15 protein-coding genes and 1 tRNA gene are annotated in these 14,900 nt (G+C 50.3%); 11 read left to right on the top strand and 5 right to left on the bottom strand.

What is annotated here, in order from left to right:
* Positions 1-50: 50 nt before the first annotated feature.
* Positions 51-1,034: an IS481 family transposase gene (locus tag MJ769_RS02860; RefSeq protein WP_239234338.1), complete on the bottom strand. Its 984-nt coding sequence runs from the start codon at positions 1,032-1,034 to the stop codon at positions 51-53.
* A 156-nt stretch (positions 1,035-1,190) separates the two neighbouring features.
* Between MJ769_RS02860 and MJ769_RS14635 the strand changes: the two genes are divergently transcribed.
* On the top strand, positions 1,191-1,367 hold the full coding sequence (locus MJ769_RS14635) for a hypothetical protein (protein WP_445083055.1): 177 nt from the start codon (positions 1,191-1,193) through the stop codon (positions 1,365-1,367).
* On the top strand, positions 1,360-1,734 hold the full coding sequence (locus MJ769_RS14640; protein ID WP_445083056.1) for an IS30 family transposase: 375 nt from the start codon (positions 1,360-1,362) through the stop codon (positions 1,732-1,734). The genes MJ769_RS14635 and MJ769_RS14640 overlap by 8 nt, the downstream gene beginning before the upstream one ends.
* Here the strand turns inward: MJ769_RS14640 and MJ769_RS02870 are convergent.
* From MJ769_RS02870 to MJ769_RS02880, 3 genes are read right to left on the bottom strand one after another with little or no spacing between them, the layout of a single operon-like run.
* Entirely contained in the window at positions 1,731-3,071 is a 1,341-nt protein-coding gene (locus MJ769_RS02870; RefSeq protein ID WP_239234340.1) for a GldG family protein, read from the bottom strand. The genes MJ769_RS14640 and MJ769_RS02870 overlap by 4 nt on opposite strands.
* Before the next feature lie 12 nt (positions 3,072-3,083).
* Positions 3,084-3,827: an ABC transporter permease subunit gene (locus MJ769_RS02875; protein WP_239234341.1), complete on the bottom strand. Its 744-nt coding sequence runs from the start codon at positions 3,825-3,827 to the stop codon at positions 3,084-3,086.
* Positions 3,824-4,762 carry an ABC transporter ATP-binding protein gene (locus MJ769_RS02880; protein ID WP_239234342.1) on the bottom strand — a complete coding sequence of 313 codons (939 nt, stop codon included), beginning with the start codon at positions 4,760-4,762 and terminating at the stop codon, positions 3,824-3,826. Before MJ769_RS02880 ends, MJ769_RS02875 begins: the two co-directional genes overlap by 4 nt.
* 295 nt (positions 4,763-5,057) lie before the next feature.
* Between MJ769_RS02880 and MJ769_RS02885 the strand changes: the two genes are divergently transcribed.
* From MJ769_RS02885 to MJ769_RS02925, 9 genes are all read left to right on the top strand, one after another.
* Positions 5,058-6,776 (top strand): tetratricopeptide repeat protein, encoded by a 1,719-nt coding sequence (locus tag MJ769_RS02885; RefSeq protein WP_239234343.1) that lies wholly within the window; start codon positions 5,058-5,060, stop codon positions 6,774-6,776.
* Positions 6,773-7,336 (top strand): lipoprotein insertase outer membrane protein LolB, encoded by a 564-nt coding sequence (gene lolB, locus MJ769_RS02890; RefSeq protein WP_239234344.1) that lies wholly within the window; start codon positions 6,773-6,775, stop codon positions 7,334-7,336. The genes MJ769_RS02885 and lolB overlap by 4 nt, the downstream gene beginning before the upstream one ends.
* Complete coding sequence (gene ispE / locus MJ769_RS02895; RefSeq protein ID WP_239234345.1) at positions 7,324-8,190, top strand: 4-(cytidine 5'-diphospho)-2-C-methyl-D-erythritol kinase; 867 nt, start codon at positions 7,324-7,326, stop codon at positions 8,188-8,190. Before lolB ends, ispE begins: the two co-directional genes overlap by 13 nt.
* Positions 8,191-8,203: 13 nt before the next feature.
* Positions 8,204-8,278, top strand: a tRNA-Gln gene (locus MJ769_RS02900).
* A 56-nt stretch (positions 8,279-8,334) separates the two neighbouring features.
* A complete protein-coding gene (locus MJ769_RS02905; protein WP_239234346.1) occupies positions 8,335-9,288 on the top strand; it encodes a ribose-phosphate pyrophosphokinase in 954 nt (317 codons plus the stop codon).
* A gap of 82 nt (positions 9,289-9,370) precedes the next feature.
* A complete protein-coding gene (locus MJ769_RS02910) occupies positions 9,371-10,030 on the top strand; it encodes a 50S ribosomal protein L25/general stress protein Ctc (RefSeq protein WP_239234347.1) in 660 nt (219 codons plus the stop codon).
* 95 nt (positions 10,031-10,125) lie between these two features.
* Positions 10,126-10,701, top strand: coding sequence for an aminoacyl-tRNA hydrolase (gene pth, locus MJ769_RS02915; protein WP_239234348.1), 576 nt, complete (start codon positions 10,126-10,128; stop codon positions 10,699-10,701).
* A gap of 15 nt (positions 10,702-10,716) precedes the next feature.
* A complete protein-coding gene (gene ychF / locus MJ769_RS02920) occupies positions 10,717-11,808 on the top strand; it encodes a redox-regulated ATPase YchF (protein WP_239234349.1) in 1,092 nt (363 codons plus the stop codon).
* Positions 11,809-12,051: 243 nt separating this feature from the next.
* Positions 12,052-12,582, top strand: a complete 531-nt coding sequence (locus MJ769_RS02925; protein WP_239234350.1) for a hypothetical protein — start codon at positions 12,052-12,054, stop codon at positions 12,580-12,582.
* A 433-nt stretch (positions 12,583-13,015) separates the two neighbouring features.
* Here the strand turns inward: MJ769_RS02925 and MJ769_RS02930 are convergent, their stop codons facing one another.
* On the bottom strand, positions 13,016-14,785 hold the full coding sequence (locus MJ769_RS02930) for a hypothetical protein (protein ID WP_239234351.1): 1,770 nt from the start codon (positions 14,783-14,785) through the stop codon (positions 13,016-13,018).
* Positions 14,786-14,900: the final 115 nt, after the last annotated feature.

Here is a 14,900-nt window from a genome sequence, read left to right on the forward strand (position 1 = left end):
CCACATGATCAATCACTTTCTCAAATACAATATCGATCTTGGTGCGTCGTTCATGTGTCAAGTCCCGGCTGGTTATAAACGCGCTTCTTGAATAATTCAGGTTTTTTCTTGTGCCAATCTTTCAGAGCCTGAACCGGCGAGAGATGCTTGAGTGCGCGTTGCGGAATCTGATGGTTGTAGGTCTTCAAGTAGCTTTCGAGCGTCGCCTCCAACTCGGCAGCAGAAGCGAATCTCGTCTGACTCACCAGCTCGCTGATTCTGCCATTGAAGCGCTCCACCATGCCGTTGGTTTGTGGGTGGCGCGGTGGGCACAGACGGTGCTCGATATTCAGTTCTTTGCACCGCACATCGAAGCTGTGGCGTCCCGTAGGTTCCCGTTTTTTGCTGGTGAATCGGTCCGTGAATTGACTGCCGTTGTCCGTGAGAAGATTGACGATCTTCATCGGTGCTGCGTGCTCCAAGCGGTTCAGAAAATCCACGCTGCTGTTCTCGCTTTGATCTGCGTAGATGCGCATGAACACCCAGCGAGTTGCGCGGTCGATGGCCACGAACAGGTAGCGCCGCTCGCTCTCGTTTGGCATCTGCGGCAGGTACTTGATATCCATGTGCAGGAAGCCAGGCTCATAGTCCTTGAAGGTCTTGATGGGCGACTGCACTTCTCCGGCATCTGCACGTGCCTTGGCTTGAAGGGCGCGCAGATTGCCCACCCCGTGGCGGCGCAGGCATCTATCCAGTCCTGAGCGTGAGACGTTCGGGTTGATGAACCCTCGCACCACAGCAACCAAGTCATCGAGCGGCAGTAGAGTCAGGCAGCGCAACTCCACCGCGATCGCCTCTTGCCCAGGCGTCAGCGTTGTGTTCAGCTTGTGCGGTCGGTGCGACAGATCTTGAGGGTCGTCGCGCCCCTTCCACTTGCGGGCCGTCGCCAGGCTGATGTTGTAGATATCTGCCAGCTCAACCAAGGACGCTGACGACTTTTTGATCTCGGCTCGCGTACGCGGCGTGGTTCGGGCCTGGGCATGCACTTCACTCATCTGGACTGCTCCACTTTAAAGACTCAATTACGCTACGCATCAGATCCCTTGCTCGGAATAGTGCCCAGCTCCTGGTGGGTATATGATCACACGGGACGCGACAGCTAACGATACTCGGCACGCAGCAAGTACCTGTGGCTGTATAGCGCTGAAAACATGCCTGCGGCAGCAGCAGAACGGTTCAATGCGATCAGGCGGGGCAACTTGAAGACGGCGCGTGCTTGGGCGCTGAAAGAATCGTTGCGGGAACTGTGGTGCTATCACAGCACAGGCTGGGCTGGTCAAAAGCAAACATGCCAACGGGGTAACGGCCGTCATCCAGTCCCTGTTTGAACCTTACCGCGACCGCTGCCACACGATTACTTTTGACAATGGGAAAGAATTCGCCGGGCATGAAACTATCACCGCTTGCCTGGATGCGGCTGTCTTCTTTGCCCATCCTTACCATTCGTGGGAGCGTGGCTTGAATGAGAACACCAATGGCTTAATCCGCCAGTACTTCCCCAAGAGCACCAACCTGCTGAACGTGACCCCTGAACAAGTCACATTCGCCATCAACCAAATGAACCATCGGCCTAGAAAATGCCTGGACTGGAAAACGCCGCATGAGGTATTCTTTGGACAACCCAGCACATGGGCGAAGCCAGCACTGAATGTTGCACTTCGAATGAGAATCCAAGGAACGTTTAAAACATGTTAGCGTCTTCTTCGCCACCACAGCATAGTGCCTACCATGGTTAACAGTATAGGCGTGGCAATCAGTAAGCTGCCACTGATTATGGCCAGATGGACTTTGCTCAAGTTAATCATCCCGTCTTTCACTGCACGGGGTTGAGTGGTGATGAGTCTCTCTTCGTTCCCTAGCCAATTCGTCATGTTGATGCCGAGATCAATATTGCCGCCGTTACCGGAATAGGTGTTGGCAAGAAACGAACCGCTTCCGACGATAACGATGCGTTGTTCGCGATCGTTTATGTTGCGTTGCAGGGCGAGCGCGATTGTCGCTGGGCCTGGGATGTCATAGGCTTTGTTGAAGTGTGGCTTTCCTTGTGGTGTGTCACGGCTAATCCAGCCACGCGGAGCGGCTTCTATCAACGGGGTGCGCTGCCATGCAGTATTTTCCTCCCAGCCAATGGCGCGTGCAAAGGGAAAAACTGTGTTCAAGTTGAAGCTTTGTGTGATGGCATGTGGTGGGTAGCCCGCACCCAGCGCCCAAGTCGCAGGAATATTCATCTTTTCTGCTGTTGGATCAATCACGATGCCAGGCGTGAGGATTATGTCCAATTTTTCGGCCAGACGCTCCAGTCCATGTAATGGTTCGGCGTCTACTAGCCACAGCAGGTTACCGCCGTTGGCGATATAACGCAGTAGTTTATCTATTTCGCCTTGTAATAGATCGATTTGCGGCTGCGTAATGATCAGCATGTTGGCATTGATTGGCACTTCCTGGGCTAGTGTTAAATTTAGGCTGTTAAGATGAAAGCCATTTCGTTGCAGCCGCTTGCCGAATTCGCCGAGATCGTGATTTGCGATGCCTTCCAGATTGCGTTCACCATGTCCATCAAGATACATAACTAATTGATTTTTTGTGTGAGCCATACGTAATAACACGCTGGTAAGCGCTTGCTCGTTCAACATGGTGAGATGCTCGCGTTTGCCGCCATAGTCAACCAGCATTTCGCCATTTACATGGATATTGACCTTGCGTGCTTCCTCTGGTTGCTTCACTGGGTCGATGAAAGTGAGCGAAATGTCAGGTTTATAGCGCTGATAGAGGGCGACAAAATCACGGGTTAGCCTGTGCATATCTCCCAAGTTGGCATTCTGTCCGGTTACATACATCGTTAGTTTTATTTCTCCTTGCAGCTGGCTTAGTACATTTACACTGCTATCTGCCAAGCTGTTGCTGGCGTTTTGGGTCATATCCCATTGTGTCGGGTGCTGTGCGGCGAAGTGATACAACGTGACTATAGCGGCAAGCAGCAGTGCGGCGAAGGCAAGGTTTTTAATCAGTAGATTGAGTTGTGGAAGTTTCATGCTGGAAGCCTATTAGCTATAAATGCGGTTATTATGCAGCCGCCGTATTGTTAGCAACAGAAAGGCGGTACAGAACAGCAGGAAAAAAATCAGGTCTGTACTATTCAACAGGCCATTATTGAAGCTTTGAAAATGGCTGGTAGGAGTGAGCGAGCGCCAAATGTTGTCATTTTCCATTGCGCTTACTTCCATCAGCCAGAGACCGAAAAATATGGCCAATGCACCGATAGCGGCCACCGCTGGCTGCGCAGTAAGTGAGGAAACATACATTCCCAATGCGACGTAACTGGCGGCAAGCAGTACTATCCCCAGCGCATTGGTGAGGAGAAGGCCAGTGTCCAATTGTGTGCCTGCGGCCAGCGTTAGCACCATCAAAATGCAGCTTGCGATGATGAGCAGCAGAAATAGCATCAGACCGATGAACTTCCCTAGCACAATGTGACTATCGGAAACCGGTGCGCTCATTAATAGAATCAGGGTCTGGTTGCGTCGTTCCTCGGCGATCAAGCGCATGGTAAATATTGGTATCAACATCATCAAAATCAGCGCGACGGTGCCGAATAATGGAGTCGTCACAGCTATTGTGACGCCGGGAGCGTTGGCAAGTTGAGCCAGTTGTGTCTGTACTTGCAAAAAAGCATCAAGGCGCGCCAGGAAAAACCAGGCGAGGATAAATTGCAGAGCGCCCAAAATCAGCCAGGTCGAAGGGATGACGAACAGGCTGCGAAATTCCTTGTGCGCAATGGCTAAAATCATAATTTATCGTCTTGAGTGATTTGCATAAACACATCTTCCAAGCGCGTTCGCAACGGAACGAGTTGTTCCGCTTGCCAGCCATGTTGTGCGGCAAGCGCTAGCAGAGCAGCGCTTGGATTTGTGTTCGCTGCATGCAGAATGCGGAACTGTGTAGCGGACAGCTGGTCTACCTGCTGTACTTCGATGATGGCTTGCAATTCGGAAAGCACAGGCGGCGCCAACAGGGTGACAATGAAGCCTGGTTGACTGCCGTATTGCTGCATTTTTGTGCTGCTATCGCCGTAAATTAGGCGACCGTGATGCATGATTTCAACGCGGTCACAGATGCTTTCCACTTCGCCTAGTAGATGGGTGGAAAGGATAACGCTGTGCATATTCCCTAATTCGCGTATCAATGTACGGATGTCACGGATCTGAGATGGGTCTAAGCCAACGGTGGGCTCGTCGAGAATGATTACTTCTGGTTGATGGATGATTGCTTGTGCAATGCCAACACGTTGCTGATAGCCCTTGGAAAGGGTTCCGATGGTTTTTTTTCCGTGGTTCTGTAAGCCGCAACGACGCTTAGTTTCAGTCAAAGCATCCTCAATCTGTGCACGGGGCATACGATGCAGCTTGGCGGCGAATATAAGGAAATCATTTACGCTCATTTCCCGATATAGAGGCAGCGTTTCTGGCAAAAATCCGGTTCGCGCCTTAGCGTTCTGGGGCTGGCGTGAGAGGTCAAAGCCGCATATTTCAATTTGCCCTGAATGCGGCAACAGTGCACCGGTCAGCATTTGCAAAGTAGTACTTTTGCCGGCACCATTGTGTCCAAGTAGCCCGAGCACCTCTCCATGCCGAAGTTCTAACGATATGCCATGGATGACCTCGCGTTGACCGAAACAGCGAATCAGATTGCGTGCAGATAGGGTGATTGGTGCGGTGACAGACATTAGTGCTTATGCAGATTGTGTGGGAAGGTGAATATAACCTAATATGTCGTTTTGCTTCATAATGAACATATTGATCATGCTGGGTAACAAAATTAAGGGTGTCTCTAATAAGTTTATATTTTTCTTATGAGTAACAATGAGATATAACCATGAATGGCATCGCGGCAACGCATTTTGACGTTCTTCGAATCTGCGCTACCCTTCGCTTTGACAATACACATAGAGATTATGGCTCAATCAGAGAGTATATGCGACTCCATGAATTTTTTATTTTTAAAATACCTACCTATTAAATATGATGAACTTAAAACGTAGCACAGTTTTTTTTGCATTGTTGCTGATTTCTTGTGCGCACGCGTCGCAACAGGATACGGGGCATGCGGAAAAGCCGGAACTTGAAGCTAAAAAGCAAGCGGAACTGCCCAAGCAGGAATTGACTGAGCAGATACTCTATGAGTATCTGCTGGGAGATATGGCCCTGCAGCGTGGTCAGCCTGAATTGGCTGCACAGCTCTACCTGAAGCTGGCCAACGCCACGCGTGATCCGCGCTTGGCGCGCTATGCTGCACATTTGGCTTTTGAGACGCGCCAAATGGACAAGGCGATGTCAGCATTCAACCTGTGGCTGGAAATAGAGCCAGATTCACTGCTGGCAAAACAGGCTCTGGCAGCCCTGTTGGTAAGTGGCGGCAAACTGGATGAAGCGCGCCCACATCTCATAAGTCTTTTAGCGGCAACGACGGAGGATGTCGGAAATATTTTTACGCGAGTTTCCTCAATGATCGCGAGTTATCCCGATAAAAATGCCGCATTTAATTTACTTCGTGAACTGGCGCAGCCTTACCCCCAAGTGGCGGAGGCGCGTTGGGTGTTGGCGCAAGTAGCGGAAGCCGCAGGTCAGCACGAATTAGCCTTGAAAGAAGCTCAACAAGCATATGCCTTGCGACCGGAATGGGATAGTGCCGTGCTACTCAATGCCCGATTATTGCAGAGTACATTGCCACAGGAGGCATTGACGCTGCTGAAGAAATATCTTGAAACTTATCCTGACACAAAGGAGGTGCGCCTTTTTTATGCGCGCGCGCTGATGCAGCAGAAACAAAATCGAGAAGCGCGCTCAGAATTTCAGCAGCTACTTAACGCGTACCCGGATAACGCTGATCTGGCGTTCGCGGTGGGATTGTTGTCGTTAGACATGGGTGAGCTGGATCGTGGTGAGAAAGAGTTACAGCAGGCTCTTGCTAATAAAAAGAAAGATGAAAACGTAGTGTATTACTACCTTGGCCAGTTGAGTGAAGCTAAGAAGCATGAAGAAGAGGCAATGAAAAACTACAGCAAAGTAAAGGATGGGGAGTATGAATTCTCCGCGCGCATACGCATGGCGTACCTAATCAATAAATCAGGTAAGTTGGATGAGGCGCGACAACTATTGCACAAGACTATTCCGAAGAACAATAAGCAGCGCGCACAGCTGACCATGGTTGAGGCAAAGATTCTGCGCGATGCGCTTCAATTTGAAGCCGCCTATCAGGTACTAGTAAAAGAACTGGAAAAGTTACCCAACCAACCAGAGTTAATGTATGAGGCGGCGATGTTAGCGGAAAGGGTCGGGAAACATCATGCATTTGAGCAGATGATGCGAAAGCTAATTGAGATCGAGCCTGGTAACGCACAAGCATACAACGCGTTGGGCTATGGTCTGTTAGAGCGCAATGAGCGTGTACCAGAGGCGATGAAACTGGTGGAGAAGGCATACCAGCTTGCTCCGGATGACGCCGGCATCATTGACAGTATGGGTTTAGGGTATTATCGCTTGGGCAATCTGCCCAAGAGTTTAGAGTTCCTGCGGCGTGCCTATGCCGCCAATCCAGATCCGGAAATTGCTGCGCATCTCGGTGAGGTGCTGTGGGAGCAGGGTGAAAAAGAGCAAGCAAAAAAAATGTGGAGCGACGCATTAAAATCTCATCCTGATAACACAGTGCTGCAGTTTGTGATCAAGAAATTCGCGCCTTGATACATCGAGCGTTTCTTCTGTATCTCTTGTTGCTGGTCGGTTGCGCAAACGTGCCGCCAGTACCTCAGCCAGTTACGCGACCCCCGCAGACGGAATATGTACCTTTTGTGCTGTCCGGGCGGATTGCCGTACAGCATGATGGGAACCGATCTTTATCCGGAGTACGCTGGATGCATCGTGCTGAGACAGATGAAATCCTGCTACTTGCCCCTTTGGGGCAGACTATGGCTCGCATTCGTAGCGACATGCAGGGGGCAACACTGGATATGCCGTTTAAGCACTACGTAGCAAAAAACGCCGACGAATTAACTCAGCAAGTGCTGGGATGGAGCTTGCCACTGTCTGGTTTGCGTTACTGGGTGTTGGCGTTGCCTGCGCCGAAGGGTGCATTTGACATCGAACATGATGCTAATGGACAGGTAATGTTGTTAAGCCAAGATGGCTGGGTGATACGCTATACGCGCTATGCAGTGCAAACACCGGACAGCTTGCCGTTACGTCTTGCCATGCAACGCGATGGACTGGAAATCCAATTGCTGATTGATGAATGGGAAATTTAACAAGCACTCTATCTTTTCCGGCACCAGCCAAGCTTAATCTTTTTTTGCATGTGGTAGGGCGAAGGATGGACGGCTACCATCTGCTGCAAACGCTGTTTCGTTTCATTGATTTTAGTGACATGTTGCATTTCTCGCTGCGCAGGGACGGTGTGGTGCGACGCATCAGTGCGCTTGATGGTGTGCCACAGGAACAGGACTTGTGCGTGCGCGCAGCGCGTCTGCTGCAAAAAGAATGTGGATGCAGTCTAGGTGTGGACATAACTCTGGATAAACGTATCCCGATGGGAGGTGGTTTGGGCGGCGGTAGTTCGGATGCAGCCACTACACTTATTGCGCTGAATAATCTGTGGGATTTGGGGTTGTCGCGCGAACGGTTAATGCAGATAGGCCTGTCTCTGGGTGCGGACGTACCGGTATTTGTGTTCGGCGAAAATGCCTATGCCGAGGGCATAGGCGAGCAATTGCAGGCCTACGTTGTGCCGGATGCTTGGTATGTGGTGTTGTTCCCGCCAGTGCATGTTGTTACGGCAAAGGTATTCGCACACTTGGATTTCGCGAACTTGGAATTGACACGGGAAGCGATTTCCCTCAGAATTCGCGGCCTTCCGTTACGGCTACCACACAACGATCTTCAGTCGGTGGTATGCGGCTTATACCCAGAAGTGGCGCGGCATCTTGTTTGGCTTGAGAAATTTGCGCAAGCTCAGATGAGTGGTTCTGGTGCATGTGTGTTTGCTGAATTTGTTACCGAGGCACAGGCGCAAGCAGTCATAGGACATTTGCCGTCAGACATGCGCGGTATAGTAGCGCGCGGTTTGCCGCAGCATCCACTGCGGGATATTACCGTAATGTGAAATGCAAGATTATTGGGGAGTCGCCAAGTGGTAAGGCACCGGATTTTGATTCCGGCATTCGTAGGTTCGATCCCTACCTCCCCAGCCAGTTTGAGAGATGTTGTTTGTTTGGGGCGCTTGCGCCCGTTTTTATTTAAGGGGAGCATGGTGTCCGACGACAGCTTGATGGTGTTCACCGGCAATGCCAATCCTAAGCTTGCACAAGATGTAACGCAGCACCTTAATATTCAACTTGGGCGAGCCACCGTTGGCCGTTTTTCAGACGGCGAGGTGCTGATAGAAGTTCATGACAACGTGCGCGGCAAAGACGTGTTCGTTTTGCAATCAACATGTGCCCCAACCAACGATAGTCTGATGGAAGTGCTAGTAATGGTGGATGCGCTTAAACGCGCTTCCGCTGGTCGTATCATCGCCGCGCTGCCCTATTTTGGCTATGCCCGGCAGGACCGACGTCCGCGGTCTGTGCGCGTGGCGATTACAGCCAAGGTGGTGGCGAACATGCTGACTGGTGTTGGCGTGGATCGCGTTCTAACCATGGATTTGCATTCGGATCAGATACAGGGATTTTTCGATATTCCTGTGGACAACATATACGCTAGTCCGATTTTATTGGCGGATGTGCGGAAGCATAATTACCAAAATCTGGTGGTGGTCTCGCCGGATGTGGGTGGAGTAGTGCGTGCGCGTGCATTGGCCAAGCGTTTGGAAGCTGATCTCACCATCATCGACAAGCGTCGCCCCAAACCCAATGAGGCCAAGGTGATGAACATCATTGGTGAAGTGGTAGGCCGAACCTGCTTGATTATGGATGACTTGGTAGATACCGGTAATACCTTATGTGAGGCCGCTGATGCACTGAAAGCCAAAGGTGCAGAGAAGGTGGTGGCGTATTGCACACATCCGGTGTTGTCAGGCTCGGCGATTGAGCGCCTAGAAAATTCTGCAATAGATGAACTGGTCGTGACCGACACCATCCCGTTGAGTAATGAAGCTGCGGCTTGCAAGCGTATCCGCCAGTTGAGTGTGGCCGAGCTGCTGGCCGAAACAATTCGTCGCGTTCATGCAGAAGAGTCCGTCAGCTCATTATTTATGGAATAGTTTTTGTAGCCGTCATATTGACGACTACGTAACCTGGGATTGCCTGGTCGCGGGTGATTCCGAATTTGAAGTGGAGAAATAAATGAAAATCGAACTAAGCGCAATATCCCGCAAGGTGCAAGGAACGGGTGCGAGCCGCCGTCTGCGCAAGGCTGGCCGCGTGCCTGGCATCGTGTATGGTGGCGTTGAGCCTGCACTGATTGATCTTGATCACAACAATCTGTATCACAGCCTGCGTAAGGAGGCGTTTCATGCTTCTATCCTGACTCTGGATTTGGATGGCAAGAAGGAAAAAGTGCTGCTGCGTGATTTTCAGATGCACCCATTTCGCCAGCAAGTGCAACATATTGATTTTCAGCGCGTGGAAGCAAATAAGAAGATTCATATGAAAGTGCCATTGCACTTTATAAATGCCGATATCGCCCCTGGGGTGAAGCTGAGTGGAGGTGTTGTTTCTCACGTGATGAATGATCTGAATATTGCTTGTTTGCCGGCTGATATTCCTGAATTTATCGAGGTCGATCTGATCGAGCTGGCGTTGAATCATCCTATCCATGTATCTGACCTTAATCTACCTAAAGGCATAGAAGCAGCAGGTACCCATATTGGAGACGCTGTAGTGGCTACTGTTCAGGTACCGCGTGCCGCGATTGCAGCAGAAGCAGAAGAAGCAGAGGCAGCCGCTGCTGCTGAAGCTGTCGATCAAACGGCTGATGCGAAAGCTGCGGCAAAATCTAAATAGCATAAGCAATACAATTAAAAACCCGCCATGCACTCTTAAGAGTGCATGGCGGGTTTTTAGCATATCGTGCGGTTTTTATATGGTCTAAGCTAAAAATGAGTGAAATCAAATTAATTGTCGGGCTGGGTAATCCCGGTCGTGAATATGATTTCACCCGACACAACGCTGGATTCTGGTGGGTGGACACGTTCGCTCGCATGCACCCATTCACTTTCAAGGCAGAAAGCAAATTCCACGGATTGGTTGCGCGCGGTCATGTGGATGGTCGTGAATTATTCCTGCTCAAGCCACAAACCTTTATGAATATCAGTGGCCGTGCAGTGGGGGCGTTGTCACAGTTCTACAAAATTGAACCACAACACATCTTGGTGGTGCATGATGAACTTGATTTGTTGCCGGGCAGCGTCAAGCTTAAACTCGGCGGTGGTCACGGCGGACACAACGGCTTGAAGGACATCTTTGCGCATCTTGGCACGCGCGATTTTTGGCGGCTGCGTATTGGCATTGGTCACCCGGGTGAACGTGCGGACGTCGTTAATTATGTGTTGAATGCCCCGCGCCATGAAGAAGTGGAATTAATCGAACACGCCATGCAACGTTCGCTGGTTGTGGTTCCCCTGATAGTTGATGGCAAGCAGGAAGCGGCAATGCTGAAGTTGCACAGTAATTAATTTTAAGGAATATTCATGAGCCTGAAATGCGGAATCGTCGGTCTGCCCAATGTGGGCAAGTCCACCTTATTCAATGCACTTACCAAGGCGGGTATAGCGGCGGAGAACTATCCGTTCTGTACGATAGAGCCTAACGTCGGCATTGTGGAAGTTCCGGATGCGCGGATGCAGGCACTGGCCGATATCGTCAAGCCGCAGAAAATGCAATATGCCATCACCGAGTTCGTGGACATCGCGGGGTTGGTGGCCGGGGCATCCAAGGGCGAAGGCTTGGGCAACCAATTTCTTGCCAATATTCGTGAGACCGATGGTATTTTGAATGTGGTGCGCTGTTTCGAGGACGACGACGTCATTCACGTGGCGGGCAAGGTCGATCCGATTTCCGACGTTGAAACGATCGTAACGGAATTGGCGCTGGCGGATATGACAACGGTGGAAAAAGCCCAGCTACGTAACACCAAACTTGCCCGTTCCGGCGACAAAGAAGCTGCTAAATTTGGTGAACTGCTGGATCAAGTTGCTGCACATTTAAACCAAGGCAAGCCTGCGCGTATGATGAAGCTGGATGCGGCGCAGATCGCCTCGCTTAAGCCACTGTGCCTGCTCACCATTAAGCCTGCCATGTACGTGGCCAACGTGGCTGAAGATGGTTTCAAAAACAATCCATTATTAACGCGGCTGGAAGAATTCGCCGAACGTGAAGGGGCACCAGTAGTGGCGATTTGCGCAGCGCTGGAATCTGAAATTTCAGAGCTTGCAGATGAAGATAAAATAGAATTCCTGGCCGACATCGGTTTAACAGAGCCAGGTTTAAACCGACTAATTCGCGTGGCATATAAGTTGTTGGGTTTGCAAACGTATTTTACCGCTGGAGTGAAAGAAGTGCGCGCCTGGACGATACACACAGGCGATACCGCACCGCAGGCTGCGGGCGTCATACATAATGATTTCGAGCATGGTTTTATACGCGCCGAAGTGATCAGTTATGATGATTTCGTTGCTTGCAAGGGCGAGGCGGGTGCTAAAGAGAAAGGAAAGATGCGCTTGGAAGGCAAGGGTTATTTAGTGCAGGATGGCGATGTGATGCACTTCCGCTTCAACGTCTGAAATAGAATAGCTCGCGAATGCCCGTGATTCGTGAGCCAGGCGAGACTGCGAACATTTGAAGATCGCTGCTCCTATATCGCTCTGGCGGTACGTCCTGGTCTTGCAACTTGGTTAACTCAGATCAATGGTAATCAGCAAGAAGTGCAGCTTTGATAAGGTATAGTCATGCAGTTATAAACTAGGCAAAAAACATTAATTCCAAGTTGCTGAGTAACAATAATAATTACATACTGGAGGCGTATCATGCTAAGACAATTTCTTTTTACCTGTTTCCTCAGTTTTATAATTGCAACACCGGCTCGAGCTTCTATTGTATTGCCGATTACCCTGGATGAGATCATCAGCAGCTCAGCGATTGCATTTCAAGGAAATATCATTGAATATAAAACCGAGAGTGAGCCACAAACAGGTGTCGGCTTTATTGTTTGTTATACGACATTTAAAGTGCAGGAGGTTTTAAAGGGTGCAGTTGGAGCCACTTATACGATGAAGGAATCAATGCCACTTTGTGACCAAACTCAACATCCGGGTGTAACTAAATTGGTGGATGGAAAGAGCAAAATCTATTTTCTTACTGGAGCTTCGGGCAGTGGCTTCTCCAGTCCAGTGGGTCTTGGGCGAGGAGTGTTTAATATCATCCAAGATGCAGCGGTATTAAACGATTTCTCGCCGCCCGCTTCAGAGCGACATATAATTTCGCCGACTCCGGTAGGGCTTGAGCACATTGGCTTAGAGGAATTTAAACGACTTGTGCGCCAGAAAATTGGGATGTGAAAGAATTGATGTCAACGTAATCGGCGAAAAATATAGATATGAATTTCAATAAACCCTATCTTTTTCCGCCAGACTGAGAGCATTTTTTCGTCAATCAATGTCTGCTCGTGATGTCAGTTAAAAGGGGCAGCGAAATCGTTTGGTGCAATTGAGTGGCCATGAAATAGCAAACGGCAGATGAACGCATAGTAATCACTGGGCACACAGGCTGTACTTTGCACACAAGCTGCACTTTCGGTTCAACGTCTAACCATTTTTGATGTTTCGTGACATGGCATGAGGCAACAAATAACCAAACCCCGGTAATGCGGGGTTTTTTATTTTTGTCGTTTCTTTTCGTTTCCTGGCACCTAACAAACCACTTGTGACGCTATGGCGCGTGAATGGTCGGTTTTGAAGGATAGGGAAGCCATGACCAAAACTTCAGGGCACGTCAAATCGGAGCACACATAACCACACCCTCATCGATCCAGCCGCGCGAGACGACTTCCTGGATGTCTGCCGCAGCACTGGACAAGCGGTGATTGCTGTCTACACCGCGGGCAAACCCATTGTTATAGGCCCGGTAAACCGGCGCTGTCCCGGCCGGACAATTACCATCGGTCGGTGGAGTCGAGATAAAATCCAGACTTTCAAAATTCCAGCGCTTCTGCATGACGGGGGTGATGGCCTGAAGCTGTTTAAGGCCATCACATTCAGGGCTTGCTAATGTATAAAAATGCGAATTGGGGCCGGGAATCTGGCTGCCGTAAAACCGGCAAACGGGTGTGCTACCACCCGACTTGAAACTACCCCCGGTGCGAATCCAGCCGGGTCCCGCGCTTCCTCCGTCAATACCCGCAGCCTCATTGGCGTCGGCGGTAATAAAATAGTGATCCAGATTGGTGTTATAGAACTCAACGATGGGCTCGCTGACGAGTGCTCCGCTCAGGTCATAGCGAGCCAGAACAGCACCTGTCGCATCATGCCCCGCAACAAGCAAACGAGAGTTGGCATCGACCGCCAGTGCGCTGACGCTCGACATAACGGGTAGCGGATACGCCCCGTCGATGCCAAAACTCGCATCAAAACTGTTATTCGGAAGCAGGCGATATAGTGCTGCCGAATTCGTAGGGGCAAAGCTACGGCTACGCGCTATCACCACACTGGCGTCGGGCAGTGCAGTAAGCCTCCAATCGAGTTGACGCCGATCTGCCAATAAATTGTTCGCTCCGAGCAGCATGCCATTGTTGGAAACCCGAATCACGAGTAATGAACCATTTGACGAACTCGATGGACCATCACGAATGCCAGTCAGTAGGGAGCCATCGCTCAGTGAGAGCAATGAGAATAGTTCACCAATGGCGAAAGGCTCGGCAAAAGCATAGGTAAACTGACCGACCGTCCCAAACGAAGCTACCGGCAATCCATGTGAATCGATCTTATAGAGACGCAGGTTCTGATTTGTCAGTACGGAAAAGACCACTGAACCGTCGCCTAGCAAAACCAGATCCACCTGCCCCGGATACTCCCTAGCAGAAAACGCGAATTCGATTTTACCGTTCGTACCGAAATTCAGGTCAGGTGTGCCATCCGGCATTGTCTGCTGCAAAATCCCAACTTTGTCGTCCGTTGTTGTTCCGTAAAGCAAGCGCCCATCTGGACGAACACCCAACGAAAAATTCGAATTGATGTACGACGATGGTGTTAGAGCTGGGGAAAATCCGGTGTAGAGCGACCCGACAGAGTCAAATCTAAACGCGTTGGATGGGGTTGCGGCGACCGGGCCCAATAAAAAATTGAACTCGGATCCCGCCGTTACGACCGTTATCGCGCCGTTTGCTTGTTCAGCTGTACCCACCTTGCCCCAGAAACTTAGGTTTTGCCCCGGCACCTTGCGCCTCGGGTCGAATAACACGCGCCCATTCGTCCCGAATGAAATGTCGGGGGAGCCATTTACTGTCAGGCGGTCAAGCGAATAATCAAAGGGGGAGTAAGAATTGCCTATGTCTATATGAGTTGAAATACCTGCCAGCACAACTTTGCCCGAAGTTTCAACCAGTATCGAGTCAAGCTGGTAATAGTTATAGGGCTCCCCGCCGAGATGCACGACGCCGTTGCTTCCGAACGAAGTGTCGAGTACTGGCGCTGCGTGTGCTTCAAACATCATGGCATTTAACGCGATGAGCGTAAAAAATATCGCGAATATTTTTTTAGTTTTCATAGTTTTTAATACCTTCAGTAAGCTCGACATTATCTTCCCTTATCAATACGCACACAGTCATAATCAGAAACGTTCTTTTATTAATGCCCCGCTCGTTTCTCTTTCCTTGTGGGCA

The organism is Candidatus Nitrotoga sp. BS (assembly GCF_927797785.1).
In the GTDB taxonomy this organism is placed as follows: domain Bacteria; phylum Pseudomonadota; class Gammaproteobacteria; order Burkholderiales; family Gallionellaceae; genus Nitrotoga.